The organism is Bacillus sp. AY18-3, assembly GCF_008042305.1.
GTDB lineage: Bacteria > Bacillota > Bacilli > Bacillales > Bacillaceae_G > Bacillus_A > Bacillus_A wiedmannii.
The window spans coordinates 337,313-363,332 of sequence record NZ_QKQR01000013.1 but is presented as its reverse complement, the minus strand read 5'-3'; the positions used below and the strand labels follow the sequence as shown (position 1 = coordinate 363,332).

The following is a 26,020-nucleotide window of genomic DNA, read 5'->3' as shown; positions in this document are numbered from 1 at the left end:
TACCTATACATATCCATAAATAAAACAACATAATATTAATACGGAAAAATATAAAAATATGAGTTTTTGCATATTTTAAAATTCAATATATCCTTCAAAAAATTTTAATAGTATAATATGTTTTGTCATATTATTTTAGATTTTTCGACAAAATATAAAAATAGAGAACGTATTGGGAGAAGGAATTATGTACACAAAACTATTAAAATCAATTACATCATTATCACTTATTGGTGGTGCTTTACTGTATACAAATGGCAGTGATGTGAGAGCTGCTGAGGCGAGTATTTTTTCTGATGTGCCTACATCGCATTGGTCGTATCCGGCGATTAAAGATTTAGCGGGTAAAAACATTATTTCTGGTTATGGAAATGGGAAGTTTGGTTTCGGTGATGTTGCGACGAGAGAACAAGTTGCAGCTTTAATTTATCGTGTGTTAGTACCGAATAAGCAAGGTGGTACGTTTAGTAATGACGGTGCTCGTTATGTATTACAAGATGGATCAACTTTAAATAATCCGTATCGAGATATTCGCTCAGGTTCAACATTGTTTCCAGAAGAGGTTTTAACGTTAACGAAATTAGGGATTTTTAAAGGTGATGACAAAGGTGGATTTAGACCGAAAGATTCTGTTAGCCGCGCAGAAATGGCGCAAATTCTTACAAATGCTTTCCATCTTTCTGCGAAACAAAAGCATACGTTTAACGATGTTCCAAGTGGTTTTTGGGGTGAAAATGCAATTAGTACGTTGCAATCAAACGGGATTGCTTCTGGTACAGGTGAAGGGAAATTTGAGCCATACAGTACGGTAAAACGTGAACAATATGCACAGTTTTTATATAATACTTTGAAGTATAAAAAGCCAGAAGTTGCGGTGCAAAATACAGGGGATGCGGCATTATTAGCAGCATTTAAAGATGAAGTGCAAAAGCGTATTAATACGTATGAAACGAATATTACACTTCCGTACAAAACGACAAATAGTAATACAAAAGAAGTAATGGAAACACTTTTTAATGCCTATAAAGAAGTGGCAAGTAAAAATGAGTATACGAATTTTAATAGATCGAATGTTTCATATGGACTTTCTGGATCACCTGGAAATTATACGTTTACGTTAAAGATTACATATCGTGAAACGAAAGAACAAACAGAATATGTAATGAAGCAAGCAAAGGCAATCGTTTCTTCTATTACGCAAGTTGGAATGGATGATCACGAAAAAGTGAAGGCGATTCATGATTATGTCGTAAAACACGTTTCTTATGATACGTCTTATAAAGCTTACACAGCATATGAAGCACTTGTAAATCGCTCTGCGGTTTGCCAAGGTTACGCACTATTAACCTATCAATTATTAAACGAAGCTGGAATTGAGAATCATTTTGTAGTAGGAACTGGAGACGGTCAGCCTCATGCTTGGAACTTAGTGAAAATCGAAAACAAATGGTATCACCTTGATACAACATTCGATGATCCAATACCAGATGAACAAGGCCGCGTAACATATTCTTATTTCAACTTATCAGATGAGCAAATCGCAAGAAATCATGAGTGGAACCGCGGGGACTATCCGCAAGCTACAACAAATTATTATAGTACATTAACAAATAAAATTGCGGCAGGTAGTACGAAAAACCCTGCATATCAGCAAATTTTAAAAGATACAAAGTTAAATTATTTAGGAAATGAATACATTGCAAATAACTATAATGAATTCAAAAATAAAATGCAGAAACGTTATAACGAAAAGTCACCAAAGATTGAAATTCTTTATAAACAATCAATGGATGGCGCATTGCAAGACGTGAAAAAAGTAATTGGAGAAATCGGTTATCCGCAAGGAGCAAACCGTGTTTCTTATAAAGCTGAGCCGTATAATGCGAAAGAAGGATATTCTTTAGTGACGATTACGTTTATGTAAAAAAGCAACCTAGATTCCATGTTGGATCTAGGTTGCTTTTTTTTAACTTAATTTGACATATACAGTTCAACTGTATAAAATTAAACTATACAGTTGAACTATATATTTTAGCTATATATTTATCGTTACATTGGAGGTCTTTATGAATAGAGATAAAAATTTACCATTAACGGAAACAACATATTACGTTCTTTTAGCTTTATTAGAGCCAGCTCATGGATATTTAATTATGCAAAAGGTGGAGGAACTGAGTAATCATCAAGTAAAAATCGCAGCGGGTACATTGTATGGTGCGGTTGAAAATTTATTAAAACAAGGGTTAATAGAATCGGTAAAAAGTGAAGATAAACGAAGAAAAGTGTATGTCATTACGGAACGTGGGAAAGAAGTATTGCACTTAGACTTTATGAGAATGCAGCACATTATTGAGGTTACAAAAAGTTTATTACACGTATAGTCAGGGGGAAACGATGATGTGGAGATTGAAATTCTTTTTAGACTTTGAGAAAGAGGAAAAATGGTTAGAAGAGATGGCTTGGAAAGGCTATCAACTAGAAAGCAATACATTTGGTTATACATTTAGATATACAGAGCCGGAAGATGCGACGATTAGAATAGACCATAGGGTATTTAGTAGAAAAAGTGAATTTATTAATTACTGTACATTATTTGAAGATAGTGGCTGGGAGCATATAGCTGGTAATTGGTGGTCAGGTACGCACTATTTTAAAAAGGTAAATGAGGAAAGCGAAGATGACATTTTTTCAGATCAAATGTCACGAGCAGGGAAGTATAAACGTCTATCTAAAACATTTTTAGAATTAGCTATATGCTCTATTCCGATATTAATTCTATTTATGTTTAATGACACGATTCATTTAGGAGCACTTGCAAATCCGAAAGAACTATATTTTACGCCAGGACTATGGGATAAGCAAGGTATATCATTTCTATGGTCATTCTTATTTGAAACACCACTTGCACTGATGAGAGGCTTTGCATGTTTGTTTATCCCTGCTGCAATTGTTATGTATTTAGTTTGCTCGTATAAAGCAAATCGGTTGTATGAAGAGAGAAGATGATAGAAAGTATCCCCTTAAAGCTGGCGTTTTGAGGGGGATTTTTTTATTTTCATCCGACAAAATATGACAATGTATAAATGACTTGTTTGCTACCATGAGGTGAGAAATCTTACATTTTTGCTGAAATAACTAGTACATACCGGAGGCATACAATATGAAACAAAAATTACTTACAGCATTAGCATGTGGTACATTACTTATGAGTATGGCTGCTTGTAGCTCAAATGAGAAGACTGCAACTGAATCAAAACCTAAACAAGAAGAAAAAGTTCAAACCACTCAAAAACAACAAAAAGATAGTTACGTAGTAAGTAAAGAGGAATTATCTAAAGCGGCACAGTTGATTGGGGAAATTAAAAAGGAACAAACTATAAATGACATAATGATACATATGTCTCTCCAAAAACTCACATTCAATGGGAATAACCTTCATGTTCCTGGTACCCGTGATGTAGGGCGATTTCAAATGACGAAAGTAAACATTCAGTACCTAAAAAACAACTTAAATGTTATCGATAATGATGAAAGACAAAGATATAAATCTATTTTGAACAAATGGTACGATGGAGATTTCGAATCTGCAGTTGAAGACTATAGTGAAATTCATTATTTACGCTCTGGAAAAAAGCAAAGTATGGAGGGAGCTAAACTAGCTAAAAAAACTAATAGTGATGAAAAAGAATTTATTCTTCATTTCTTTGGTCAAGAAGGATTAGATGTTCATAATAAAGAGTGGAAACATGGAGAGTTATAGAAATAAAACTGGATTGCACACCAATAAGAAGTACAATGCTTTTACCCTGCAATATGGTATTTGCTTCGGAGATAGTGTTACACCGGCTTAGCATGTGGTTTTACCTTTAATTAATAGCTTGTTCTCTTGTTAATCGCTGCATGGATTACAAAAATATCTAATACAGAAGATCGGCATACATAAACTATTGTATTTCTCAATAAACAAAACAATTTAATGTGGTAAAATAATAGTTGGATGGGAGTCTAATACATATTATTAAAATTAAGATGGTTCAAGTCAGAGAAAGGCACCTTAGGGTGTCTTTTCTTTTTTGTAAAAAATGGTGTATTAGGAGCCAACATATCAAAAAAAGAAAATTGTATGTTTAAACGCATTTTAGATACAAAATAACCGATTCCTTATACGTTAAGGAATCGGTTATTTATTTTTTAGGGAGTTTTTTCTTGTAATGATCTTAAATGATTGATTTAAGGTTATAAACTTAAATCATAAATAAAAGATAGAGTAAAAACTATATAAGAAATAAATGTAATGAAAACAAGAAAACATATAAACTGAGCATTAAATACATATTGTTCTATTCTTCTTTTCATTTTAATTAGTTTTATTTATCAAATGTGAAGTATCAATTTGAAATTGACCTTTCCAAGATCCAACTACTTTTCCAATTCTAGTTATATTTACATCTAAAGTAAGGGGCTGTTTAAAATCGTCTCTTCCTTCATTAACTATAACAAATGTAGAAACACCTTCGGGTCTATCATTATCACGAATACCTATATCATTTAATTTTTTACCTGCTGCCATAAGTTCAAAAGGAAGATAATCATCTGAATCATCGATAAATGATAGTCTTCCTTCATTTTTGATCTCAGGGTTTTCCTCTTGTTGCCCATTAATTTTACCATCATTTTCGAGCTCTAATCCTGATGTATCAAATTCAAAGGGTACTAAACTTCCATCAGATTTTTCCATTCTATAATGAACTGATATACGTAAATCTGATATATATAATTCTTTGAGGTGCACAGTAATACCTTGATCTGTAATTTTTTCATCAATAGGAATATATTTACCATTCTTCATCATATCTTGTGTGACACCATTTTCATCTTGTATTCCTTCATTTACAACTTTATCATTTGTAATTGCATCAGAAAAATATGAGGCAACATTTGTAGCCGCCACTTGTACTTGTGGAATCATTGCTGTTGTGAAAAGTGCTGTTGCAGCTACTGCTGTATAAATGAAACGTTTTGATTTTTTACTCATGTTTGTAAAGAGTCCCTTCTTCTGTTGTTTTTTGTGATTTATATTAGAAACATTGTCTGACTTGGAACGACTTTCAAATGTTTTCCATGCTTGTTCTATATCAATTTTGATTTCTTGTGGTGAATTTGCAGATTCTTCATCTAGCATTACGTTTTCCCATTGATTTAATTTACTGATTTCTACTAATAAATCTTGGCATGCTTCACATGTATCTAGGTGCTTTGTGAATTCCTTTCTTATATCATGAGAAAGTTCTCCATCAATATATGTTTGAATAAATCCGATATCATAACATTTCATTTGTTATGCCTCCTCCATTTGTTTATAAATCTTGCGAAATTTCATTTTGGCTCGGATTAATAATGTTCCAATAGAAGATATTTCAATTTGAAGTATTTCTGCAATTTCTTTATATTGAAAACCAGAGAATTTCATTAGTAAAAGGGTTCGTTCTCGATCGTTCATTTTATTTAGTATCGTTTGGACCTTTGTAATTTCTTCTTTTCTTATCCAATCATCGTCTAATGATGAAACATTTTGTACTTCATGGTATTGTATTTCTTTATCAATCTTCGCTTGCTGCCTTTTTTCAGATCGCAAATGGTTATAAGCTACATAAGTAGAAGATTTAATCAACCATCCAGGTATGTTTTCAATTACTTTCCAATCGTTACGATATAATTGTAAAAATACTTCTTGTGCTAACTCTTCAGCAATAGATTGATCTTTAACAATCCATATAATCTGTTTCACAGCATAAGCATAGTACTGCTTAAATAAATCTTCAAAGGGCATATCAGAAGCATGACTTTCTTCATTTTCTATGATTAACATATTAGTTTAAACCTCACTCTCAATTTGATACCTGTATTATAGAGAAACCAGAAAAGCGGATTTTGTGACAGTTTTTCTGGTTATTTTTTTATTATGTACTAAAAAAAGCATTCAGCTGATTAAAAGATAAATACAAAAAGGGAAATGAAAACATAAAAACTATAACTCTTGCAATAGTTGTCTATTCATGCACAAGGAAACAGTTAGTTTGTTGCCAAATTGTATCTAAACGTTTGATATGATGACTCCTATATGGTAAATTACATACCTCAATGAATAAAATAATATTTGGATGGATGTCCAATACATATTATTAAAATTAAGATGGTTCAAGTCAGAGAAAGGCACCTTAGGGTGTCTTTTTCTTTTTTCTAAATGACAGTTTTGGCTTAAAGAAGATAAATTTTCAATGGATGATTCCCATGAATATATAAATAAAGTTTATCCATATATTTGTAGAAAGGAGGGATTCAAATGAAGAGAGAGGATAATAAGGTTGGTCATTTTACATCTGAAAAAGGAAAAGAAGACTTTCAAATTGCCTACGATGAATCAATGGCACTTCTTCCAACACCTAACGATATGAAAGATATAGAAACTACATTTGGCACAATTCGTACGTATTACTTTACTAAAGAGGAAAATAAACATAAGGAACCAATACTCTTACTCCCTGGACGTGGTGCATCTACTCCAATGTGGGTACCGAATTTAGAAGGGTTAAGGGAGAAAAGGCCTGTTTACACAATCGATTTACTTGGTGAACCTGGAATGAGCGTGCAAACGAAGGTGATTGAAAACCAAAAACAACAAGCAGAATGGTTAAATGAAGTAATTGAAGGATTAGGTTTAAAAAAAGTGCATATCGTGGGTGTCTCTATTGGAGGTTGGACAGCAATGAATTTGGCCAGATATAACCCTAAGCATATTGCGACGGCTAGTTTATTGGACCCAGTCTTTGTATTTGCACAAATATCCATAAAGATGATTCTGGCATCTATTCCAGCTTCCGTTCCTATTGTACCTAAGTTTTTAAGAGAAAAGATGTTAAGCTATGTTTCTGGAGGAGCAGAAACAAATGATGATGAGCCGATCGCTAAGTTAATCGAGTCGGGCATGCGTAACTATAAATTGAAAACACCAGCGCCTGATTTATTTAGTAAAGAAGACTTAAAAAATATCAATGTTCCAGTGCTTGCCTTAATGGCTGAAAAAAGTACAATGCACAATTCGGTAAAAGCAGTTGAAACTGGAAAAAAATACGTTAAAGATATAGATATAGTGAACTGGAAAAATGCATCTCACGCAATTAATGGTGAGTTCTCTAACGAAGTTAATGCTAGAATTCTTGATTTTATAGAGAAACATTCTACTGATAACTAGGTTGAAAGTGGAAAATATGTTGTAATGACAATTTTACTTCTTCTATTTTCATGAATATGTATAATTACATAAAAAATCAAGGGAAAAGAGAGTATACTTTCTTATTGTGTAATAAAGATAAGGCCCGCCTACGGAAATAGGCGGGCTTTTTTTACATATGAAGAAAAGACACTCACATGAGTGTCTTTTCGATAGTTTTTTAGCAGAAGCAAGCAGCTCCAACGATGATTAATAAAATAAACAATACAACTAATAAAGCAAATCCTCCAGCGAAGCCACAGCCGCCACAACTACCACCAAAGCCCATAATAGTTCCTCCTTTTAATAGGAGAGGAAAACCAAGAGTTCACTCATGTGTTTTAACGGATTCAATTTACTTTATGCTTTTACAAATGAATGGAGCAGGTCCTTTCCAAAATAGATTTATTTATCCCGCTTTAATGGGCAGTAAGCCCCCCACCTCAAAATTTAGCGAAAGCAAAGAAGTTAGGTGGGGGTCGGGCTGCCCATAAAAGTCCGATTGGTTCAACTAATAATCAGTCGGGGATGAAGAAAACCCCCACTGATTAAAGTTTCACTTTATTCTTAGAAAGAGTTCAAGGGCAGAATAGGAGAATCTATATTATTCTTTAAGAGGGAATAAATGAAAAATAAAATATCCAAAAATACAGATGGAAATCCGCTTTTATACCTTTCATTAAAATAATACTAGCATTATATATTATAAGGAATACTTGTCCTTAATTGTAAATGAAAGGGGGGGATTGATATGAGTTATGGCTATGGTCATCCTCCTGAAAAATGCCATAAACATCACAATGAAACTTTGTCAACGGGTGTATTACGTAGACATTCCGCTACGTTGTTTCTTACTGTGGAAGCTATGAATGTTGATCCAGATGATACTCATACAGTAACTGTTGAAATGTTTGATTGGTCATCGGGTTCTCCGGTATTGTTACCATTAGTAGACCCTTCAACACAAACATTGGCACCTAATCGATATGTTACTTTTCGTTCAGCAGCTCTTCCTTCAGGAGTTTTTGCTTATGAAGTAAGAATCATTCGTTCGAAAGATAGAGACGTTGTTACGAATGTTTTTGGTCTTAGTGCAATAGTATTTAACCCACAAGAAGGAAATAATGTTTTACAACATGATTTAGCAAAATTAGATCTTAAATAGATTTTATAAAAGTTTATTTAATGGACAAGATTAAAAAAGAGTAGGATGTAATCCTACTCTTTTTTAACATCAATTATATTAGAATTTTAAAAGAAATCCTTCATCATTTTCGCATCTTTAATGTTCACTACCACACCTTCAACTTTATCTTTTTTCTCATCTTTTGCAATCGTAATTTGCTCCTTATTATCAACCCACACAAGAAACTCTTCTTTTGCGTCATCTTTATATGTAACGGTAATAGTAGAATGTGCAGATTCTCGCTTTTTTTGATCTAGTGTAATTGTTTTAGGCGTTCCTTCTTGAACTGCTGAAACGATAGATTGTATCATTTCTTCGTTATCTGTTTGAGATTTTGAAACGTTGTTATGTATTGTGCTAAGTATTTCAATATCTGTAATGTTTGCGGAGTTTAATTGAAAGGTATTTTGTGTATGTTCTTGCTTAGCTTGTGGAGCGTTGTCTGTAGCTGAGGTACTTGCACAGCCTATTAAAGTGAAAGATAGAGCGGTTAGAGCGCATATAGATATGATTTTTTTCATAGTATCCCTCCTTATGATTAATTATAAAAATTTTCTGTTATTTAAGGTAGTTATTGTAAGTAGATTTATTCTACTAGTTTTAGGATAGAAAAAATTCATATAACTTTTTTCATATTTTATGTTTAACATTTCGAAAATGGGTGTACTACATATAATATAACAAATAATTCATTTTAAAGGAGGAAGTTAAAGATGGAAACGAAGTATAGTAAACCTTTTGTATATGAATTTATTACGGAGAAAGAGGTCATGAATGCAGCGAATGATCTAGTGAAGAAAGGGATAGACCAAAAAGATATTTACGTATTAACACATGAGAAAGAGAGGACAGATAGAATTGCAGACAATGCAGACGTGAATACAATTGGGATAAAAGAGGAAGGACTTGGGACAAGCATTATTAACGTCTTTCAAAACACGGGAGATCAGTTAAGAAATAAGATGCAAGAGTTAGGGCTTAATGAGGAAGAAGCGAACTTCTACGAAGAAAAGCTGGATGAAGGAAAAATCTTGTTATTCGTTAAGGATTTAGAAAGAGTCGGTGAATGGTTACAAGAAAGAAGATGCATGTATTCTATTTAAAGTTGTATCCTGTAAATCTATAAATCTATTACGAAAAGGAGATTGTAAATATGAGTGAGAACGGGCTAAAGGAACAAGTTAAAGGTAAAGTTGAAAAGAAAAAAGGACAAGTAAAAGAAGGAATTGGTGAAGTTACAGATGATAGAGAGTTAAAAAATGAAGGGAAGTGGGAAAAGACGAAGGGAACGATAAAAGAAAAAGTCGGAAAAGTGAAACAAAAGATAAGTGATGAATTGGATAATAAAGAATAATATATGTTCATCAAGCTTTGGTTACATACCAAAGCTTGATGAATCCAATATAAAACGAATATAGGAGGTTTAATTGTGGGACTTATTATTACGTGTATTGTAGGTGGACTTATTGGTGCGTTAGCTGGAATGATTACGGGAAAAGACTTTCCGTTAGGTATAGTTGGTAACGTGATTGCCGGATTAATCGGATCTTGGGTAGGTAGTGCGTTATTTGGACATTGGGGTCCTGAATGGGGAGGCATCTTTATTCTTCCAGCGTTACTAGGTGCAATCGTCTTTATTTTAATCGTTACATTCTTTTCTAGAATGCTGCGGAAAGCGTAAGTATGATAATGAATGGTAATCTTAAGTTTGTTATATGCGACTATAAGGTTGATAAGCTCGTAAAAATACATAAAAAAAGCATCCAAATTAGTTTAATTGGATGCTTTTTTTATGTAATCTGCATAGGAAAGAGTGGAGGATGAAGAACCCCCACTCATTAAAATTACACTTTCTATTATGTATTAAACCATCGTTACTTTTTCACAATTATTTATTTTTACGACCTGCCTTGGTTCTATATGAGATAAGTCGTTGCTATTACCGATATCCACTACAATTGTATTCGTTAGTATGTTAATAATGGAACCAATTAATTTTGTAGCATGATCGTGTCGATAAGAAAATTGAACAAAATCTCCCTTTTTAAAGTTGTGCTCTTCCATAGATAGATCCCCCTAAAAATAATGTTTATACATTATACATACACAAAATTATAAGTTTTAAACATTTATTAGTACGATTTAAGTGTTAAGCCGAGAAAGGTGTAGAAAATTTATTTATAATGAAAATAAAAAAATATGTTTAAAATTAATTTTTATGGGTAATTAAATAGTAAGAGTTTGAAATAAGGGGGCGGAAATGATGAATTTGGCAGTAAATATTTTGCAAAATGATTTAGGTTATACAGTACAACTTAATGGTGAAATTGATGCATATACGGCATCAGATTTAAAAAATAAGATGATGCCTATTGCAAGCGAAAAAGAGGTTCATATTGTAGTAGATTTTACTGAGGTAGAGTATATGGATAGTACAGGTTTAGGCGTGTTTATAGCTCTATTAAAAGCAATTAAGAAAAATGATGGAAAGCTAGAGTTTATTGGTGTATCTAAAAGACTAAAAAGATTATTCGATATTACAGGACTAACAGAAATATTAAATTTGAATTCCGATTTTGAAAAAGTAGAAAGAAGGTGACTAGGGATGATGGAGAAATTTGAAAAGATAGAAATGAAAATTCCTGCAAAGGCAGAATATGTGGCTATTATTCGTTTAACAATGGCTGGTGTTGCGAATCGAATGGGCTTTGCTTATGACGATATAGAAGATATGAAAATTGCTATTAGTGAAGCATGTACAAATATTGTACAACATGCATACAAAGAAGACGTTGGAGAAATTGCAATTGTCTTTGGTCTATATGAAGATCGATTAGAAATTATGGTTGCTGATAATGGGGTTAGCTTTGATTTTAGCACCTTAAAAAGGAAAGTTGGTCCGTATGATATTAGTAAACCAGTAGAACATTTACCGGAAAATGGTTTAGGTTTATATTTAATCAATACGTTAATGGATGATATACAAATTATGCATGATGAGGGCATGACAGTTTTAATGACAAAATATATACAAAGAGAGCAGGTGGAGAATGATGGAAATCCAATCTCAACCTACAAATCTTGCTAAAGAAGACGTTATTAAACTAATTATAGACTTCCAACAAAACCAATGTGATGAAGCACAGGAAAGATTAGTTAATCACTATAAAAACCTCGTACATTCCATTGCATATCGTTATTCAAAAGGTGGGCCGATGCATGAGGATATTATACAAGTAGGAATGTTAGGGCTCTTAGGCGCAATAAGAAGGTATGATTATTCAATAGGGAACGCTTTTGAACCATTTGCAATACCTACGATAGTAGGGGAAATAAAGAAGTATTTACGTGATAAAACTTGGGGTATTCATGTTCCAAGGCGAATTAAAGATTTAGGCGGGAAGATTAAACTTGCGATAGAGGAGCTAACAGATCAACTGCAACGTTCACCGAAGATTATAGAGATTGCGGATCATTTAGAACTATCCGAAGAGGAAGTGCTAGAAATTATGGATGCGAAAAATAATTATCGAGTATCTTCCTTAGACGATGTAGTTGAAAATTCATCTGATGGCAGTTCGGTAGCGAGAATTGAATCTGTAGGTGAAGTAGAGCAAGGATATGAAGAGACAGAAAGACGTCTCGTTTTAAAGGATATTTTTAACGTATTAAATGATACGGAAAAGAGTGTTATTCATTATATATTTGAAGAGAATTTAAATCAAAAGGATACAGGGGAACGGTTAGGTATTTCACAAATGCATGTTTCTCGTATTAAAAGACAAGCGATAAGTAAATTGAAGCAAGCGGCGTTTTTAGATACATAAAAAATTTAAAGAGTTATGTTTAAAACATGAGAAAAGGGGTAGTTATTAAGTATAGGAGGAGATATAAAAATGTCACACGATGTGAAAGAACTAATCGAAGGATTGAATAAAGATTTAGCAGGAGAATACTCGGCAATTATTATGTATAACCATAATGCTGCTACAGTTTCTGGCATATATAGACAAGTGTTAAAACCTTTCTTTGAATCTGAAATTAGTGATGAACAAGGACATGCCCTATATTTAGCGGAGAAAATTAAGACGTTAGGTGGTACACCTACTACGATCCCTTTACGAGTGAAACAAGTAGAAGATGTTAGAGAAATGTTAGAAGAAGCTAGGAAGTCAGAATATGAAACAATTAAGCGTTATGAAACGAGAAAAGAACAGGCCGCGAAATTAAATATGACAGAGTTAGTTGTAAAGTTAGAAGATATGATTGCAGATGAAACAAATCATATGGAAGAGTTAGAACGTCTTTTAAGTGATAAAGCAATGGTGTTAAATTAATTTATAGAGTGAAAGAACAAACTCTCATTTCTAGGGGGTTTGTTCTTTTGCTGTATAAAAAATATGTTTGAGTAGGAAATTTTCATTTTGTAACTGAGTATGTAATACTAGAAAAATAGAAAATGATCATAGATTTACATTTTATATAAGAAAAGGGGAAATAACTTGTGTCCATTTTAATTGTCGATGATAATCCGGTTAACATCTTTGTAATTGAAAAAATTTTAAAACAAGCCGGATATCAGGATCTTGTATCGCTTAATTCTGCACAAGAGCTTTTCGAATACATTCAATTTGGAAAAGATTCTTCCAGGCATAATGAAATTGATTTAATACTATTAGATATTATGATGCCTGAAATTGATGGACTTGAAGTTTGTAGGCGATTACAAAATGAGGAGAAGTGTAAAGATATTCCTATTATTTTTGTAACAGCTTTAGAAGATGCGAATAAATTAGCTGAAGCGCTTGATATAGGCGCAATGGATTATATTACGAAACCGATAAATAAAGTTGAATTGTTAGCGCGTATGCGTGTAGCATTACGCTTGAAATCGGAATTAAATTGGCATAAAGAACAAGAAGAAAACCTTCGTAATGAATTGGATTTAGCTACACAAGTACAAAGAAACTTATTAAGTAGCCCATTAAGAGAAGATCATATAAAAATTGAAGCAAGCTATTTACCTTCATTCAAACTAGCTGGAGATATGTATTATTGGTATAAAATCGATGAAAACCGCTACGGTATTATATTATTAGATGTGATGGGACATGGTATATCTGCTTCATTAGTTTGTATGTTTATTTCGTCTGTATTACGTGAAACGATTAAATCTTTAATCGATCCAGAACTTGTCATTAAAGACTTAAATAAATATATGACTCTTTTACATAATGAGAATGACGATATTCCATATTATTTTACAGCGATATATTTAGTAGTGGATACAGAAAAGAGAACGATTGAATATGTAAATGCAGGACATCCTTCTGGATACGTTTTAGTTGATGAAACAAATATGGTTGAACTGAATCGCGGGAGTTGTGCGGTAGGATTTTTTGATGAAATAAAAGTTGAAAAGACAGTTATACCTTTTGAGAAGAACGCTCAAATCGTATTGTGTACAGATGGTGTTCTTGAAGCAATTGCAAATGATGAATTTGAGTCTGAAGAGAAATTACGTGCTTTTACAGAAAGAAAATGGGGAGATTTAGAAGAAGAGATAGAAGGGTTTTATAAGGAAGAACAGAAGAAAGAACAATCAGATGATATGTGCCTCATTATGATACAAACGAATGCGAAATAAAAAGCGTATGAAATCCAAACAGAGGATTTCATACGCTTTTATTGTATTTTTTGATAGATTTGTTCGTTCGGATTAAACTGGATATAATGCGGCATTATATCGGAAAAACGTAGAGTTTCTTTATTTCCTAAACATAGGAATCCATTGTGACCTAAGCTTTCATAAAATAGTTGCTGTACTTGGTTTTGAAGTTTACTTGTAAAGTAAATTAAAACGTTACGGCAAAGTATAATATGAAATTCGTTAAAAGATTGATCAGTTACTAAATTATGCTGCGCAAAAATAATATTTTGTAAAAGAGATGGATTAAAATAAGCAAAACGATTATCTGTTGAATAATAGTTAGAAAATGCTTGTGTACCGCCAGCTTGTAAATAATTTTTCGTATAAGTTTGCATTTTATTTAACGGAAGGATGCCTTGTTTTGCTTTTTCTAACACATTTGTATTCATATCTGTTGCGTAAATAACAGCTTTTTCACTTAATCCTTCTTCGTGAAGTAAGATGGACATGGATAATACTTCTTCACCAGTTGCGCATCCAGCATGCCAAATTCTAATTTCAGGATACTTTTTTAATTCAGGAATGACATGCTCTCTTAGCGCTTTAAAAAAGTTAGGGTTACGGAACATTTCAGTTACATTAATGGAGAAATCATTTAATAACTGTTCTAAAAACCCTTCCTCATGAATTACTTTTTCAATTAACTTTGAAATGGTTGGTATATTAGAGATCTGCATTCGATTACAAATTCTTCTATAAATAGATGTACGAGCATATTGGCGGAAATCGAAGCCAGATAGTTTAAATACCGCTTCTAATAGTAATTCAATTTCTAAGTTCGTACGCTTATCCATATCTACAGATGGATCAAAATTATAATACTTATTTTCCACTTAAACTAAACCTCACTTATTTTATTAACCATACACTCATTACCGAATAGAGTTGATGTAAATTTAATGGTTTACTTATATAATCTGAAGCGCCAGCAGATAAACATTTCTCTTTATCATTTGGCATTGCTTTCGCAGTTAATGCGATAATAGGTATTTCATGTAACCTTAAGTTCATTCGGATATGTTCCATCGTTTCATAACCGTCCATATTCGGCATCATAATATCCATTAAAATAAGGTCAATATTTGTATTGTTTTTTAGTATGTCTAAACACTCTATGCCATTTTGTGCAGTAATAATGTTGGCATGTTGTTTTTTTAATGCATTTTGTAATGCAAATATATTTCGGTGATCATCATCGACAATTAAAATGGTTTTCTCTTGGAAGACATTATTTGTTTCTGGTGTCACGATAGTTTCCTCCACAACTTCAGCAGGGGTAACATCTTCTATCGTTGCTGCAACCTCTAAATTGGATACTTGTATATCAGTTAGTCCATTTGGAAGGTTAGGAATATATACAGTGAAAGTACTGCCTTCTCCTACATGACTCTCCAACGTAATCCAACCACCTAACAATCTAGCAAATTCTTTACAAATAGATAACCCTAAGCCTGTACCACCATATTTCCGAATCGTTGCGCCATCTGCCTGTTGAAAGGCTTCGAAAATAAGTTGATGCTGTTCTGTAGCGATACCAATACCAGTATCTTTTACCGAAATTTTCATCCAATCATTACTGATAGACTGCATATCATGACTTAAATTAGTTGTTGCTATTGAATCGAAATGTAAAGAAACGGATCCTTTTTCCGTGAATTTAAATGCATTGGATAATAAGTTTTTAATAATTTGTTCAATCCGTTTTGCATCTGTATAAAACAGATCAGGAATAGCATCACTGTCTTCAATCGTAAATTCGACATTTTTTTGTGCAGCTATATGTAAAAAGTTTTGCTGCATATTTGCTGCCATGTCACTTATATTCGTTGCTTCAAAAATAACATCTAGTTTTCCAGCTTCTACTTTAGATAAATCTAGTATGTCATTAATTAAAGTAAGTAAATCTTTCCCTGATGAATGAATAACGGTTGCTAATTCAATTTCATCGTCGGATAAATGATTATCATGATTTTCTTTTAGCATTTCAGATAATAGTAAAATACTATTTAACGGTGTGCGTAATTCATGTGACATATTTGCTAGAAATTCTGATTTGTATTTTGAGCTACGTAATAACTCACTTGCTTTTTCTTCTAATTCTGATTTAGTAATTTGTAAGTCAGCTGTCTTTTGCTCGGCCTCTTCAGTTCTAAACTCTAGTTGTTCATTCGTTGTTCTTAATTCTTCAGCTTGCATTTGTAGTTCTTCAGCTTGCGTTTGCAATTCTTCTGATTGAACTTGCAGCTCTTCTGTCATTGCTTGTGATTCATGTAAAAGAGTTTGAATTCGCATACGTCCCATAATACTATGGATTGTTAAACCTAGATTATCAACAGTTTGTTGAATTAAATCTTGATGTAAGTCTGAAATCTCAGTTACACTTACTAACTCCATTACTGCGATTACTTCATCTTCAAATAAGATAGGGACGACTAGTAGGTTTTTAGGGCGTATTTCTAATAATCCAGTAGTAACGTAACGAAATTCTTCAGGTATGTCTCGAAGAATAAAACTTTTCTTTTCTAAAGCAGACTGTCCAATGAAACCTTCACCCATTTTAATGGATTGTTTCCCAATATCAGCACCTTGATCTGCGAAAGAAGCTTTCTTCACATAGTAGACAGTGTCTTCAATTTCTTCACGTATATAAAATGCACCGCAAGAAGTTTGCGTTTTTTGTATAACTCCACTAAGAATTTTGTTACCTAACATCTCAATAGAAGATACACCTTGATACATTAAAATTAATTCTGCAAGCTCGGTTTGCAACCACTCTCTTTTAGATATTTCGTCTAGTAGGTGGTTCGTTGTATGAGCAAGATCTTTTATTTCATCCCGTGTGTTTACATGAATTCTTTCCGTAATTTTTTCTTTAGAAGAAATGGATTTAATAACTTGAATTACATTTTTAATCGTTTTTGTAATGGAATTCGAAATATAGAGTGAAATAATAATGGAAATACAAGAAAGTAAGAACAATAAACTATATAACCAAATCTCTAATTTATTATTTTCGGTATCTAATTGTGCAGCTCTTTTTTTCGTTAGTTGTTCCTCTACACTACGGAAGTTAGTTAGCTGCGATTGTAATGATTGAATTTGAGTCGTGTCGATCGCTTGTACGTTATTATTATTGTGATTTGTAATGAATGGGTGAATCTCTTTATTAATCCAACTAGTAATGTTTTCATTAATCTGTTTTAATTTTTCTTGCTGAGAAGGGTTATCCTCTAATAGAGCTAAAAGATCTTGATAATGTTTTTCGTAATCCTTTTCCGCAGCGTTAAGGGATTGAACGTAATTTGCATCATTAGAAGTGATAAATCCTTTCGCTTTATTTTCAATTGTGAGTAAATCTTTCTCCACTTGATTCGTTAAATTAAGAACTTTAAAATCGTGATCAATAATAAAATTACGAGATTTTTGTAAACTGGAAATCCCATTGTTTAACATAATGAAAGAAATAAGCAAGAACAAAATGATAACTAAATAACCAGCCATAATTTTGAAGCGAATACTAAATTTTGCTTTCGATTTCATTAAAAATTCCTACCTTCAAGGTTATTCAAAGTTTTCAATTGTAAAGAATGAAAAACGTAATATATATTATATCAGTTTTCATAAGGCCAAACTAGAAATCCCCCTATTGTATTAGGGGGTTCTTTTTTAATAGAGGAAATCATTTTGAAATATAAAACTATATATGAAAAGTAACAATCGAGGGAATAGGGGGATCATATAACTTTTAAGAAGGAAAGAGTGTTCTTAAAGCTTTTTTTGCATCTATTCCTTCAAAGATAAATAATACAAGCTCTCTCTTTTTTACAGTAAGGAAAAAGGATACTAATGTGCTTAAGTTTTTAATAGAAGTAAGTGTTCCGTGTTTACTTATAAATAAATTCGTTTGAAATGTTGTCATTAAAGCATAAAAATGATGAATCTGCGTTATTGTAGGTGTTTCATTATAAAGAATAGTAGTAGATTGGATTGCATTCATCGAAATATTCCTTTCCATATAGTAAGCATAACAATATAAACATACCCGTTTTAAAAAATGTTAAACATATAAATAAGAAAAAATATAATTATAGTATTTTTACGTTTAGAAAGGGTTACGAAGGGTATACATATACTAGAAAGAGATTGACTGAAGATGAATTATAAGAGTTCTAGTCTATAAAAATATACTTTTACTTTAAATAAAAAGGAGTCTGGTATACATGAATGAAATGATGATTGATATTACATTTGATTTAATTTACTTGTTAAGTAGTTCGCTTGTAATCCTTTTACTATTCGCTTTTTTCGTAAATGGTTATGTTAATAAGAAGATCAGTGTATACAGAAATGAAGAAAGATAAATTATATAAAACTTTAGGAGGTTAATAGTTATGGATATAGATAGAAAAATAGTAGGTGTTTTTAGAACAATTGATGATGCGGCATGTGTTATTAATGAATTAAATGATAAAGGATATGCGGCGGATAATATTTCAGCTATTGCGAAGGATCAAAAGGAAATTGAACATCTGGAAGAAAAATCGGGTGAAAAAGTGAATCATGAAACTGCACATAAAGCGGATATCCTTTCAGCGACAGGGCTTGTGGCAGGAGGAGTAGCAGGCGGACTCGGTGGTTTATTAACAGGTCTTGGTATACTTGCCGTTTCTGGAATGGGTCCAATCGTAGCGGCGGGACCTATCGCAGCAGCTATTGGAGGAGCCGGTATTGGCGGAGGAGCTGGAAGTTTAATAGGAGCATTTATCGGATTAGGAATTCCCGAAGAACATGCTAAAAAATATGAAGAATACATTTACGATGGAAATATATTAATTTTAGTAGATGCAAAATTAGATGATAAGTTAGAAATCTATAAAATATTTGATAAGCATAATGCGTATAACTCTGATTTCTTTAAATAATATGTACGTCACATATTTAAACATAATGAATATCGTTTTTGATCTTACAACTTTGGCACGGCCGAGGAGTCGTATGACTATAAGAGAGGAAGGGCTTATAGTAAAAGATCAAGTTTAAGAGAGAAGGGGTGTCTTTTCGTGATTGTAAAAATATTAAAGGATAGTAGTAATAGTTTCCTTTGTACAGTGCAAAATAAAAATGGAGAGCAGTATGTGAAGAAATGGTTTAGTAAACAGGAAAACAATGAAGAATTAGGGCGACCAACCTTTAAAGAAGTGGAAAAGGATTGGAAAGAAAATAGAAAATCGTTTATGTATCCTAACGTAAAAGCGCTTTATTAAATAATAGCCGTTTCATTCTTACAAAATTGTCACACTCCTGTAAGGTAATTCAATAGATTAGATACTTTTTCTGTGTCATAATAAAGACATAAGAAAGCGCATTAAAAAACTACAACATATTAGGAGAGTGTCAGTCATGATTGTAACAACAACGTCTGGAATTCAAGGTAAAGAAATTATTGAGTATATCGATATTGTAAATGGTGAAGCTATTATGGGTGCAAATATTGTCCGCGACTTATTCGCTTCCGTTCGTGATGTTGTCGGTGGTCGTGCTGGTTCTTACGAAAGCAAGCTAAAAGAAGCTCGTGATATCGCAATGGATGAAATGAAAGAACTTGCAAAACAAAAAGGTGCGAACGCTATCGTTGGTATTGACGTAGATTACGAAGTTGTTCGTGATGGAATGTTAATGGTTGCTGTAAGTGGTACAGCTGTACGTATATAAGTAAATAAAAAACAGGCTCCCCCTTGAAGTTCATGCTTTGAGGGGATTTTTTTGTTTCATGATTAAAGTTAAAATGAAGAAGAGTTGATGGCGTATTGTAAAAAATGCTAGGATTGCTCCTAGCATTTCGTGAGGGGGTATTGCACGGGAATTTAGATAATAAGCAGACGTACCTGCTTATTTCAAATGTAGTATATATTGTTTTCAAGGAGAAAAGTAAGAAATACAACAATCTTTATATATGTTTAACGAGAGTGTTAACTTTATGATAAATAATAAAATTGTTATTTGAGGTAAGGGGAGAAATAATGGTATGAATAACTTTAGATGGTGTATAGTTTATAGAAATAAACGATTGAGCATGTAAAGAGTTGTATTACATAAAATTTATAATGAATGGAGGGGGTTACATTATGTTTTGGTTAGGATGTTTTTTAGGATATATTGTAGGTTCAGTTATTACATGTGCTCTACTTTACTATGGGTATAGATCCAATGAAAATAAAAAAGCGGATATACAAAAGAGGGAGGAGAGGAAAATCAATAAAAAAGGTGTATAGGATGTGGAAGGTAAGGTGATAACGTTGATGCAAAAATAAAGGACAGTACATATTGTATATGACTACTATGTACTGTCCTCACTTATTTCTTTTGGATTATGAAAAATTATTTCCTGTCTTGCTATAAATTTCATAGGCGAAATAACCAAATAAATAGCCTATTCCAGACCCTAAACTAATGGAAAGCAGTGAGAAATCCGGGAAAAACATACCGAAAATCAAACCGATTATACAGCCGACAAGCATTCCCATAGGTATGAAACTATCTAATAACAGTTGAGCTTTTTGAGATTTTTTCTTACCTAATTTTCCGTTCTTATATTTATGTTCCAATCTTTTAATTACAAATACTACAATTCCACCAACTATTACAACAGGCGCGATTGCCGAAATGAACCACATGTTAGAAGCTCCTTTCGCTTTTTAATTAAATTATACCATATATTTACAATCGGGTACTCCTAAACATACTATCTATTCTATTTAAAAGGTCAATCAAAAAGCCTTCTTCAATTGTAGTTAATAACTCGTCAAAAACACTTTTCCTTTCGTTTTCTCAGCAGACTGCACAACATCAACCGCCGTTTTCACATCCGCTAAGTCATACGTGGAATGTACCGTCATAAAACGCAATTGCTTATTTTCCACTAAGCGAATTAAGTGACGAAACGTTTCTTGCCATTTATATGGTGCCACTTCTTTATTCCAATGTCGTAAATGAAATATGTTCGCGTGCACTTTTGCTTTCGTGACAATCTCGGCCCAGTTCACTTGTATTCCTGATAGAAGACCGATCGTTAAAAAGTGCCCGTTTGGACGTAAGGAGAAAGCTAATGCATTTCCATCCGGTCCTCCGATAGAATCAATTGCAGCATCCGCACCGAGCCCGTTCGTTAATTCCATAACTGTTTCATAAAGCGGGGCAGTGGAAGTATCAACTACATATGCAGCACCAAGGCGCAGTAATTCTTCTGTATGCTTATTATTTCTTGTAATAGCAATTAATCGGAAGTTTAAAATTTGTGATAACTGCGCAAAAAGATGACCAATAGCGGATCCACAAGCATTTACTAATAAAATGTCATTACTCTGTAAGTTTAACGTTTCTGTACAAGTAACCCACGCCGTAAGGGGATTAATATACATTTGTGCCGCTGTGAAATCATCGATGGAATCAGGAATAGGGACTACAAAATCAGCTGATGTCTTCACATACTCTTGCCAAGTACCTTCGCCTCGTAACGGTAAAACACGTTTACCGATAAGGTCTCTAGTAACGCCCGCGCCAACATCTTCTACAATACCAACACCTTCATAACCAGGTATGTTAGGTAAAGGGATTCTATGAGCGTACGCTCCGGTTACTGGAATTAAGTCAGATGGATTAATCGGCCTAACTAACATACGAACGAAAACTTCATTATCTTTTAATGGTTCTATATTTTTATATTCAACTTGTAATACATCTTTTGGGTTCCCAAACTCATGAAATTGAATGTGTTTTCCGTGCAAGATAAATGTGCCCCCTTAGTTTGATTGGGTTAATTATAGTATTTTCAGTTTAAATGATTATTTCATTAGCACTAAATAAAAGGGAACAGAAAGTCGTCGTTTATACTTTGAGGAGATTTTGCTTGTGCAAACTTTTAAAATATACATTAATTATGTAGCATTGTATGGGTTACTGAATAATAATCTTACATAAACATCAGTGTATTTCGATATAAAATAATTCATATTTGTATTTGGTAATGAGGATGAAGAGGAATAAGTGACTTATCCCGCTATTTGTGGGAGTCGGGCTGTATGTAAAAGCCTTCACTTTATCAAAATGTAAGTTGCATCTTGTATAATGTAATGGTGGAGGTCAGATATGAAAAAAATAAGTTTAAATATAGATTTGGATGCAAATGTATTGGAAGTGGTATTTATTCCAAGAAGGTTTATTATTTTATGGATTACACTCGTATATATAGCTTCAATACTTTTAGAATTTCGTAATAATATTTTCTCTATGGATAGTTTTTTCTTTACAATAGTCATTGTTATTCATACTATTTTTCATTGGTATGCGAGTTCATTAAAAAATAGGCAATTGTTGTACTTCTTTTTTGTACAACTTTTCATTGTGTTTTTGGCTGCGTTTATTGCGACAAATGCTTCGATAGCGATTTTTGTTGGATTAACTCCTATTTTAATCGCCCAAAGTTTATATGTTTATAACAATATATTTAAAGTAATGGCAGTTTTTACTCTTATGTATGCAATATTTTGTGCTGCAATTAGTATTAATTATGGTGTGAATAAATTAGCTATTCTTATCTCTATGTTTCTTTTAGTGTTAGCAATTATTATTCCTTTTTCTTATATTAATAAGCAGCAATTTGATGCACGTAATCGTATACAGAGCTATATTCAAGAGTTAGAGTCTGCATATATGAGAGTAGAAGAATTGACATTAGCTAATGAAAGGCAGCGTATGGCAAGAGATTTACATGATACGTTAGCGCAAGGTTTAGCCAGCTTAATTATGCAATTGGAAGCAATAGATGCCCATATGCAGAAAGGGAATATAGGACGATCTCAAGAGATTATGAAACAAACTATGATAAGGGCGAGACAAACTTTACATGATGCAAGGTTGGTTATTGATGATTTGCGTCATACTACTAATTCATTTAATGAAGCAGTAGAGGAAGAGATTCAACGTTTTTCTGAGGCTACATCTATACAAGTGAGATTTACTATTCAAAGTCCCCCGCATATTTCAAACTTAGTAAAAGAGCACTGTTTATATGTAATTAGTGAATGTTTAACGAATATCGCAAAACATTCACAGGCCACAGATGTACATTTAAAAGTTGAATATATCAGTGATCTTGAACAACTTACTATTGAAGTTGAAGATAATGGAATTGGTTTTGACACTAGATATATCGGTAAGAATCCTGGACATTATGGTTTAATTGGTCTAAATGAGCGTGTTCGATTGATTAAGGGAGAAATACATATATTGAGTGAAAAGATGAAAGGTACGAAAGTGTATATTCAAGTGCCTATAAATAAAGAAGGAGATAGCCATGAAGCATAATGTATTAATTGTAGATGATCATTTCGTTGTAAGAGAAGGTCTGAAATTAATAATAGAAACGAGTGATTCATTTCAAATTATAGGTGAGGCTGCAAATGGAGAAGAAGCTCTTTCTTTCATAGAGAAAAAGGAACCTGATGTCATTTTAATGGATTTGAATATGCCTAAAATGAGTGGTTTAGAAACAATTGAGGCTTTGAATAAAAAACAAAACCATACGCCGATTATCATATTAACTACTTATAATGAAGATGAATTAATGTTAAAGGGAATTGAGTTAGGAGCAAAAGGATATTTGCTAAAAGATACGGATCGTGAGAATTTGTTTCGAACGTTAGAAGCGGCTATTCGAGGTGAGATTTTACTACAACCAAATATTATGGAAAAGATAGTGAACTATAAAAGGAAAGAAATACATGCTGATAAGGTTGAAGGGAACAGCTTAACAGAAAAAGAATTGTTTGTGTTGAAAGCTATTGCACGCGGATATAAGAATAAAGAAATTGCATTTGATATGGGGATAGCTGAGCGAACGGTAAAAGCGTATTTAACAAATATATACAATAAATTAGGTGTTAATTCCCGGTCAGAAGCAGTAGCTGTATCTATTGAAAGGAAGTTAATTCATTTTTAAAACATTATATATGCCCAATCGTACATTATAGGCTTGCCCTTTTGTACGATTTTTTTATTTTTTTCTCGTGTTATGCTTCAGAAAGTATGAGAGATTTAAGAACATTGTAATTGTATTACAATTACAGGCGTTTCTAATGTAGGAAAGGAAGAAGAATAAGTAAATGGAAACTTTGCTTTTAATTCCTGTATTAATTTTCTTTATTTGGCTGCAAAGCAAACAAAGAAAATTAAACTGGATAGATATTTTAACTTTTCTCATGATGATAGGGATTATTACTTATATGGCGCCGCAACCAATGACTAGGGATTTACAAGCAGAGTTACTGGCAGTTACGCTTTTTTCTTTCGCTATTGGTGTTTGGCAAGGTGGGGGAATTACAGTCTGTTATGAGGATGAAACTTTATATATTACAAATGGAAAACAGTTTTCCATTTCATGGGTTCTCTTAATAATTGGCAACATAATTATTATTAACATATTTGAAGATGGATTTACATTTAATGGACCGTGGTTTCTTTTGTGTAGTGTTGTCATTACATCTGGGGTGAAAACCAGTATTCTATGTGTTCTGTACAAATTAACAGTGCGAAATTGAATGGGAAATCAAAGCTGTTTTCTTTTATCCCAACATAAAACGTATTGCTGCCAGTTCATTAAAAGACTGTAGTTGATAAAAAATGAGAAGGAATTATTGGAAGAATGGGGGAGTTAACATAGATGTTTCTACCTATTACTATATTTGATAGGTTTAGTTGGTTGGGGAATGTTGCTTTCTCTTCAGAAAAGACTAGCAGGAATCGAGCGCTTTCGAGGGCGGAAGAAAGCAATGTTAATTTGTTTAAAAATAAATGTATAGATTCAGATAATAATATTCATCAAAAAATAACTATAGGTTCTGTGGAATATAGTGATGATTTTATATTGGGCTGTGCAGAACCTCATTCAACAATTGTCATAACAAGTGGTGATATGTATGTTGGAAGCGGACGGGTTAATAAGCATGGAGAATTTAAAATATATACGAAAGATTATCTGGAAGGGGATTTGATAATAGAGATTCAGTTGATAATGGGTGGTTTCTATCAAGGAAGTATAACGGTAAAGTTAAAAAGTTAAGGTATGATGATTTTCTTTTTATTTACTAAATAAAAAGGAAGCAACCGCAGCTGCTTCCTACATCTATTAAGCCGAAGCCTTCTTCATTCTCTCAAGTAAACTAGATAACACATGCGTACGATATGATTCTAGTTTTTTACCTTCATAAGTACGAATACCTAATTTTTTAAGTTCTTTTACATACCAACCTTTGCTTCCGAAATACATGTGATCGCTCCCCTTCAACTTTGTTTTTATTTGTTCTGATTGCATATGGAGGTACAGGTAATATAATGAAGGAAATGAATTTCGCGCGAAAATGGTTAACTTTGTTGCAAAAGACATATATACTAAGGATAGTATATAACGAGGTGGGCAAGACGTGATTATAGAGAAGCACGAAATTCAAATTGACCAAATTACGAGCGGTAAAGTGAATATCTTTACTTTCTATAGGAATAGAAAGCAAGTTGATGATCATTTTTTACGATTGCAAGAACCATCGCTTACAGCAAACTACTTCTTCCATTTTCATTTTGATGCAGAGAGCTTGCATCTACTGCAGGAAGAGTTTCCGAGCGTATATCCGTACAACGGTAGTGAAACGATTCACGACTGGACGGAAAAGATGAAAGCAGAATTGCAACATCAGATCCAAACAGGAAAATGGAATAAGCGCGTACGTATCGGTAATCGCATTCTAGATGTGGTGTTTACGTGGTGTGACGAAGATATAGTAGAGTGAAAAAGAAGCGGATG

Annotated in this window: 34 protein-coding genes; 23 read left to right on the top strand and 11 right to left on the bottom strand. The window is 32.8% G+C overall.

What is annotated here, in order from left to right; genetic code table 11:
• Positions 1-187 precede the first annotated feature (187 nt).
• From DM800_RS13430 to DM800_RS13415, 4 genes are all read left to right on the top strand, one after another.
• Positions 188-1,924 (top strand): S-layer homology domain-containing protein, encoded by a 1,737-nt coding sequence (locus DM800_RS13430; protein WP_147786989.1) that lies wholly within the window; start codon positions 188-190, stop codon positions 1,922-1,924.
• Positions 1,925-2,066: 142 nt separating this feature from the next.
• Positions 2,067-2,381 (top strand): PadR family transcriptional regulator, encoded by a 315-nt coding sequence (locus DM800_RS13425; RefSeq protein ID WP_001078066.1) that lies wholly within the window; start codon positions 2,067-2,069, stop codon positions 2,379-2,381.
• A gap of 13 nt (positions 2,382-2,394) precedes the next feature.
• Positions 2,395-3,006, top strand: a complete 612-nt coding sequence (locus tag DM800_RS13420; RefSeq protein WP_147786988.1) for a DUF2812 domain-containing protein — start codon at positions 2,395-2,397, stop codon at positions 3,004-3,006.
• A 154-nt stretch (positions 3,007-3,160) separates the two neighbouring features.
• On the top strand, positions 3,161-3,760 hold the full coding sequence (locus DM800_RS13415; RefSeq protein ID WP_087985683.1) for a DUF6241 domain-containing protein: 600 nt from the start codon (positions 3,161-3,163) through the stop codon (positions 3,758-3,760).
• Between the two features lie 597 nt (positions 3,761-4,357).
• Here DM800_RS13415 and DM800_RS13410 read toward each other — a convergent pair.
• Positions 4,358-5,335 carry a DUF4179 domain-containing protein gene (locus tag DM800_RS13410; RefSeq protein ID WP_147786987.1) on the bottom strand — a complete coding sequence of 326 codons (978 nt, stop codon included), beginning with the start codon at positions 5,333-5,335 and terminating at the stop codon, positions 4,358-4,360.
• Between the two features lie 3 nt (positions 5,336-5,338).
• Positions 5,339-5,869 (bottom strand): RNA polymerase sigma factor SigX, encoded by a 531-nt coding sequence (locus DM800_RS13405; RefSeq protein ID WP_147786986.1) that lies wholly within the window; start codon positions 5,867-5,869, stop codon positions 5,339-5,341.
• A gap of 474 nt (positions 5,870-6,343) precedes the next feature.
• On the opposite strand from DM800_RS13405, the gene DM800_RS13400 reads away from it, so the two are divergent.
• Positions 6,344-7,252: an alpha/beta fold hydrolase gene (locus DM800_RS13400; RefSeq protein WP_147786985.1), complete on the top strand. Its 909-nt coding sequence runs from the start codon at positions 6,344-6,346 to the stop codon at positions 7,250-7,252.
• Positions 7,253-7,451: 199 nt separating this feature from the next.
• On the opposite strand, the gene DM800_RS13395 is transcribed toward DM800_RS13400, so the two are convergent.
• Entirely contained in the window at positions 7,452-7,559 is a 108-nt protein-coding gene (locus DM800_RS13395; protein ID WP_000505670.1) for a YjcZ family sporulation protein, read from the bottom strand.
• 462 nt (positions 7,560-8,021) lie between these two features.
• On the opposite strand from DM800_RS13395, the gene DM800_RS13390 reads away from it, so the two are divergent.
• Positions 8,022-8,435: a hypothetical protein gene (locus DM800_RS13390; RefSeq protein ID WP_088610001.1), complete on the top strand. Its 414-nt coding sequence runs from the start codon at positions 8,022-8,024 to the stop codon at positions 8,433-8,435.
• Between the two features lie 86 nt (positions 8,436-8,521).
• Here the strand turns inward: DM800_RS13390 and DM800_RS13385 are convergent, their stop codons facing one another.
• A complete protein-coding gene (locus tag DM800_RS13385) occupies positions 8,522-8,977 on the bottom strand; it encodes a hypothetical protein (RefSeq protein WP_147786984.1) in 456 nt (151 codons plus the stop codon).
• Positions 8,978-9,169: 192 nt separating this feature from the next.
• Between DM800_RS13385 and DM800_RS13380 the strand changes: the two genes are divergently transcribed.
• The 3 genes from DM800_RS13380 to DM800_RS13370 all read left to right on the top strand — a co-directional run bounded on the left by DM800_RS13380 (position 9,170) and on the right by DM800_RS13370 (position 10,137).
• Positions 9,170-9,559 (top strand): YflT domain-containing protein, encoded by a 390-nt coding sequence (locus DM800_RS13380; RefSeq protein WP_000448812.1) that lies wholly within the window; start codon positions 9,170-9,172, stop codon positions 9,557-9,559.
• Positions 9,560-9,609: 50 nt separating this feature from the next.
• Complete coding sequence (locus tag DM800_RS13375; protein ID WP_097890582.1) at positions 9,610-9,810, top strand: CsbD family protein; 201 nt, start codon at positions 9,610-9,612, stop codon at positions 9,808-9,810.
• Positions 9,811-9,885: 75 nt separating this feature from the next.
• Positions 9,886-10,137: a GlsB/YeaQ/YmgE family stress response membrane protein gene (locus tag DM800_RS13370; RefSeq protein WP_000522902.1), complete on the top strand. Its 252-nt coding sequence runs from the start codon at positions 9,886-9,888 to the stop codon at positions 10,135-10,137.
• Between the two features lie 182 nt (positions 10,138-10,319).
• Here DM800_RS13370 and DM800_RS13365 read toward each other — a convergent pair whose 3' ends face one another.
• Positions 10,320-10,520, bottom strand: coding sequence for a methyltransferase (locus DM800_RS13365; protein WP_147786983.1), 201 nt, complete (start codon positions 10,518-10,520; stop codon positions 10,320-10,322).
• Positions 10,521-10,716: 196 nt separating this feature from the next.
• On the opposite strand from DM800_RS13365, the gene DM800_RS13360 reads away from it, so the two are divergent.
• From DM800_RS13360 to DM800_RS13340, 5 genes are all read left to right on the top strand, one after another.
• Positions 10,717-11,055, top strand: a complete 339-nt coding sequence (locus tag DM800_RS13360) for an STAS domain-containing protein (protein WP_141555644.1) — start codon at positions 10,717-10,719, stop codon at positions 11,053-11,055.
• A gap of 6 nt (positions 11,056-11,061) precedes the next feature.
• On the top strand, positions 11,062-11,544 hold the full coding sequence (gene rsbW / locus DM800_RS13355) for an anti-sigma B factor RsbW (protein WP_075310429.1): 483 nt from the start codon (positions 11,062-11,064) through the stop codon (positions 11,542-11,544).
• Complete coding sequence (gene sigB, locus DM800_RS13350; RefSeq protein ID WP_147786982.1) at positions 11,507-12,283, top strand: RNA polymerase sigma factor SigB; 777 nt, start codon at positions 11,507-11,509, stop codon at positions 12,281-12,283. The genes rsbW and sigB overlap by 38 nt, the downstream gene beginning before the upstream one ends.
• Before the next feature lie 69 nt (positions 12,284-12,352).
• On the top strand, positions 12,353-12,793 hold the full coding sequence (locus DM800_RS13345) for a ferritin-like domain-containing protein (RefSeq protein ID WP_147786981.1): 441 nt from the start codon (positions 12,353-12,355) through the stop codon (positions 12,791-12,793).
• Between the two features lie 167 nt (positions 12,794-12,960).
• The gene (locus DM800_RS13340) at positions 12,961-14,103 is read left to right on the top strand and encodes a fused response regulator/phosphatase (RefSeq protein ID WP_147786980.1); all 1,143 of its coding nucleotides are present in this window, start codon (positions 12,961-12,963) and stop codon (positions 14,101-14,103) included.
• 38 nt (positions 14,104-14,141) lie between these two features.
• Here the strand turns inward: DM800_RS13340 and DM800_RS13335 are convergent, their stop codons facing one another.
• The 3 genes from DM800_RS13335 to DM800_RS13325 form a co-directional block, all read right to left on the bottom strand.
• Positions 14,142-14,999 carry a CheR family methyltransferase gene (locus DM800_RS13335; protein ID WP_088121486.1) on the bottom strand — a complete coding sequence of 286 codons (858 nt, stop codon included), beginning with the start codon at positions 14,997-14,999 and terminating at the stop codon, positions 14,142-14,144.
• A 16-nt stretch (positions 15,000-15,015) separates the two neighbouring features.
• Entirely contained in the window at positions 15,016-17,706 is a 2,691-nt protein-coding gene (locus tag DM800_RS13330) for a response regulator (protein WP_147786979.1), read from the bottom strand.
• A gap of 205 nt (positions 17,707-17,911) precedes the next feature.
• On the bottom strand, positions 17,912-18,163 hold the full coding sequence (locus tag DM800_RS13325; RefSeq protein ID WP_116443159.1) for a hypothetical protein: 252 nt from the start codon (positions 18,161-18,163) through the stop codon (positions 17,912-17,914).
• A 223-nt stretch (positions 18,164-18,386) separates the two neighbouring features.
• Here DM800_RS13325 and DM800_RS29190 point away from each other — a divergent pair, with 223 nt between their 5' ends.
• From DM800_RS29190 to DM800_RS13310, 4 genes are all read left to right on the top strand, one after another.
• On the top strand, positions 18,387-18,527 hold the full coding sequence (locus DM800_RS29190; protein ID WP_001004564.1) for a hypothetical protein: 141 nt from the start codon (positions 18,387-18,389) through the stop codon (positions 18,525-18,527).
• A 30-nt stretch (positions 18,528-18,557) separates the two neighbouring features.
• Positions 18,558-19,088, top strand: coding sequence for a general stress protein (locus tag DM800_RS13320; RefSeq protein ID WP_147786978.1), 531 nt, complete (start codon positions 18,558-18,560; stop codon positions 19,086-19,088).
• A gap of 138 nt (positions 19,089-19,226) precedes the next feature.
• Positions 19,227-19,430 (top strand): DUF4028 family protein, encoded by a 204-nt coding sequence (locus DM800_RS13315; protein ID WP_088121490.1) that lies wholly within the window; start codon positions 19,227-19,229, stop codon positions 19,428-19,430.
• A gap of 136 nt (positions 19,431-19,566) precedes the next feature.
• The gene (locus DM800_RS13310) at positions 19,567-19,878 is read left to right on the top strand and encodes a YbjQ family protein (RefSeq protein ID WP_000637510.1); all 312 of its coding nucleotides are present in this window, start codon (positions 19,567-19,569) and stop codon (positions 19,876-19,878) included.
• A gap of 656 nt (positions 19,879-20,534) precedes the next feature.
• Here DM800_RS13310 and DM800_RS13305 read toward each other — a convergent pair.
• A complete protein-coding gene (locus tag DM800_RS13305) occupies positions 20,535-20,840 on the bottom strand; it encodes a hypothetical protein (protein WP_147786977.1) in 306 nt (101 codons plus the stop codon).
• Positions 20,841-20,957: 117 nt separating this feature from the next.
• Positions 20,958-21,953: a zinc-dependent alcohol dehydrogenase family protein gene (locus DM800_RS13300; protein ID WP_147786976.1), complete on the bottom strand. Its 996-nt coding sequence runs from the start codon at positions 21,951-21,953 to the stop codon at positions 20,958-20,960.
• A gap of 358 nt (positions 21,954-22,311) precedes the next feature.
• Between DM800_RS13300 and DM800_RS13295 the strand changes: the two genes are divergently transcribed.
• The 4 genes from DM800_RS13295 to DM800_RS13280 all read left to right on the top strand — a co-directional run bounded on the left by DM800_RS13295 (position 22,312) and on the right by DM800_RS13280 (position 25,282).
• On the top strand, positions 22,312-23,529 hold the full coding sequence (locus DM800_RS13295; RefSeq protein WP_147786975.1) for a sensor histidine kinase: 1,218 nt from the start codon (positions 22,312-22,314) through the stop codon (positions 23,527-23,529).
• Positions 23,519-24,163: a response regulator gene (locus DM800_RS13290; RefSeq protein WP_016133827.1), complete on the top strand. Its 645-nt coding sequence runs from the start codon at positions 23,519-23,521 to the stop codon at positions 24,161-24,163. Before DM800_RS13295 ends, DM800_RS13290 begins: the two co-directional genes overlap by 11 nt.
• A 163-nt stretch (positions 24,164-24,326) precedes the next feature.
• A complete protein-coding gene (locus DM800_RS13285) occupies positions 24,327-24,761 on the top strand; it encodes a hypothetical protein (RefSeq protein WP_147786974.1) in 435 nt (144 codons plus the stop codon).
• 122 nt (positions 24,762-24,883) lie between these two features.
• Positions 24,884-25,282, top strand: coding sequence for a hypothetical protein (locus tag DM800_RS13280; RefSeq protein WP_147786973.1), 399 nt, complete (start codon positions 24,884-24,886; stop codon positions 25,280-25,282).
• 66 nt (positions 25,283-25,348) lie between these two features.
• On the opposite strand, the gene DM800_RS13275 is transcribed toward DM800_RS13280, so the two are convergent.
• The gene (locus tag DM800_RS13275) at positions 25,349-25,489 is read right to left on the bottom strand and encodes a YflJ family protein (RefSeq protein WP_000273536.1); all 141 of its coding nucleotides are present in this window, start codon (positions 25,487-25,489) and stop codon (positions 25,349-25,351) included.
• Between the two features lie 154 nt (positions 25,490-25,643).
• Here DM800_RS13275 and DM800_RS13270 point away from each other — a divergent pair, with 154 nt between their 5' ends.
• Positions 25,644-26,006, top strand: a complete 363-nt coding sequence (locus tag DM800_RS13270) for a hypothetical protein (protein ID WP_000582797.1) — start codon at positions 25,644-25,646, stop codon at positions 26,004-26,006.
• The last annotated feature ends 14 nt before the right edge of the window (positions 26,007-26,020 follow it).

What these genes read in the sequence shown, in the direction of transcription:
- DM800_RS13430 (WP_147786989.1), top strand. Translation starts at nt 188, where the DNA reads ATGTACACAAAACTATTAAAATCAATTACATCATTATCACTTATTGGT.
- DM800_RS13425 (WP_001078066.1), top strand. Translation starts at nt 2,067, where the DNA reads ATGAATAGAGATAAAAATTTACCATTAACGGAAACAACATATTACGTT.
- DM800_RS13420 (WP_147786988.1), top strand. Translation starts at nt 2,395, where the DNA reads ATGATGTGGAGATTGAAATTCTTTTTAGACTTTGAGAAAGAGGAAAAA.
- DM800_RS13415 (WP_087985683.1), top strand. Translation starts at nt 3,161, where the DNA reads ATGAAACAAAAATTACTTACAGCATTAGCATGTGGTACATTACTTATG.
- DM800_RS13410 (WP_147786987.1), bottom strand. Translation starts at nt 5,335, where the DNA reads ATGAAATGTTATGATATCGGATTTATTCAAACATATATTGATGGAGAA.
- DM800_RS13405 (WP_147786986.1), bottom strand. Translation starts at nt 5,869, where the DNA reads ATGTTAATCATAGAAAATGAAGAAAGTCATGCTTCTGATATGCCCTTT.
- DM800_RS13400 (WP_147786985.1), top strand. Translation starts at nt 6,344, where the DNA reads ATGAAGAGAGAGGATAATAAGGTTGGTCATTTTACATCTGAAAAAGGA.
- DM800_RS13395 (WP_000505670.1), bottom strand. Translation starts at nt 7,559, where the DNA reads ATGGGCTTTGGTGGTAGTTGTGGCGGCTGTGGCTTCGCTGGAGGATTT.
- DM800_RS13390 (WP_088610001.1), top strand. Translation starts at nt 8,022, where the DNA reads ATGAGTTATGGCTATGGTCATCCTCCTGAAAAATGCCATAAACATCAC.
- DM800_RS13385 (WP_147786984.1), bottom strand. Translation starts at nt 8,977, where the DNA reads ATGAAAAAAATCATATCTATATGCGCTCTAACCGCTCTATCTTTCACT.
- DM800_RS13380 (WP_000448812.1), top strand. Translation starts at nt 9,170, where the DNA reads ATGGAAACGAAGTATAGTAAACCTTTTGTATATGAATTTATTACGGAG.
- DM800_RS13375 (WP_097890582.1), top strand. Translation starts at nt 9,610, where the DNA reads ATGAGTGAGAACGGGCTAAAGGAACAAGTTAAAGGTAAAGTTGAAAAG.
- DM800_RS13365 (WP_147786983.1), bottom strand. Translation starts at nt 10,520, where the DNA reads ATGGAAGAGCACAACTTTAAAAAGGGAGATTTTGTTCAATTTTCTTAT.
- DM800_RS13360 (WP_141555644.1), top strand. Translation starts at nt 10,717, where the DNA reads ATGATGAATTTGGCAGTAAATATTTTGCAAAATGATTTAGGTTATACA.
- rsbW (WP_075310429.1), top strand. Translation starts at nt 11,062, where the DNA reads ATGATGGAGAAATTTGAAAAGATAGAAATGAAAATTCCTGCAAAGGCA.
- sigB (WP_147786982.1), top strand. Translation starts at nt 11,507, where the DNA reads ATGATGGAAATCCAATCTCAACCTACAAATCTTGCTAAAGAAGACGTT.
- DM800_RS13345 (WP_147786981.1), top strand. Translation starts at nt 12,353, where the DNA reads ATGTCACACGATGTGAAAGAACTAATCGAAGGATTGAATAAAGATTTA.
- DM800_RS13330 (WP_147786979.1), bottom strand. Translation starts at nt 17,706, where the DNA reads ATGAAATCGAAAGCAAAATTTAGTATTCGCTTCAAAATTATGGCTGGT.
- DM800_RS13325 (WP_116443159.1), bottom strand. Translation starts at nt 18,163, where the DNA reads ATGAATGCAATCCAATCTACTACTATTCTTTATAATGAAACACCTACA.
- DM800_RS29190 (WP_001004564.1), top strand. Translation starts at nt 18,387, where the DNA reads ATGAATGAAATGATGATTGATATTACATTTGATTTAATTTACTTGTTA.
- DM800_RS13320 (WP_147786978.1), top strand. Translation starts at nt 18,558, where the DNA reads ATGGATATAGATAGAAAAATAGTAGGTGTTTTTAGAACAATTGATGAT.
- DM800_RS13310 (WP_000637510.1), top strand. Translation starts at nt 19,567, where the DNA reads ATGATTGTAACAACAACGTCTGGAATTCAAGGTAAAGAAATTATTGAG.
- DM800_RS13305 (WP_147786977.1), bottom strand. Translation starts at nt 20,840, where the DNA reads ATGTGGTTCATTTCGGCAATCGCGCCTGTTGTAATAGTTGGTGGAATT.
- DM800_RS13295 (WP_147786975.1), top strand. Translation starts at nt 22,312, where the DNA reads ATGAAAAAAATAAGTTTAAATATAGATTTGGATGCAAATGTATTGGAA.
- DM800_RS13290 (WP_016133827.1), top strand. Translation starts at nt 23,519, where the DNA reads ATGAAGCATAATGTATTAATTGTAGATGATCATTTCGTTGTAAGAGAA.
- DM800_RS13285 (WP_147786974.1), top strand. Translation starts at nt 24,327, where the DNA reads ATGGAAACTTTGCTTTTAATTCCTGTATTAATTTTCTTTATTTGGCTG.
- DM800_RS13280 (WP_147786973.1), top strand. Translation starts at nt 24,884, where the DNA reads ATGTTTCTACCTATTACTATATTTGATAGGTTTAGTTGGTTGGGGAAT.
- DM800_RS13275 (WP_000273536.1), bottom strand. Translation starts at nt 25,489, where the DNA reads ATGTATTTCGGAAGCAAAGGTTGGTATGTAAAAGAACTTAAAAAATTA.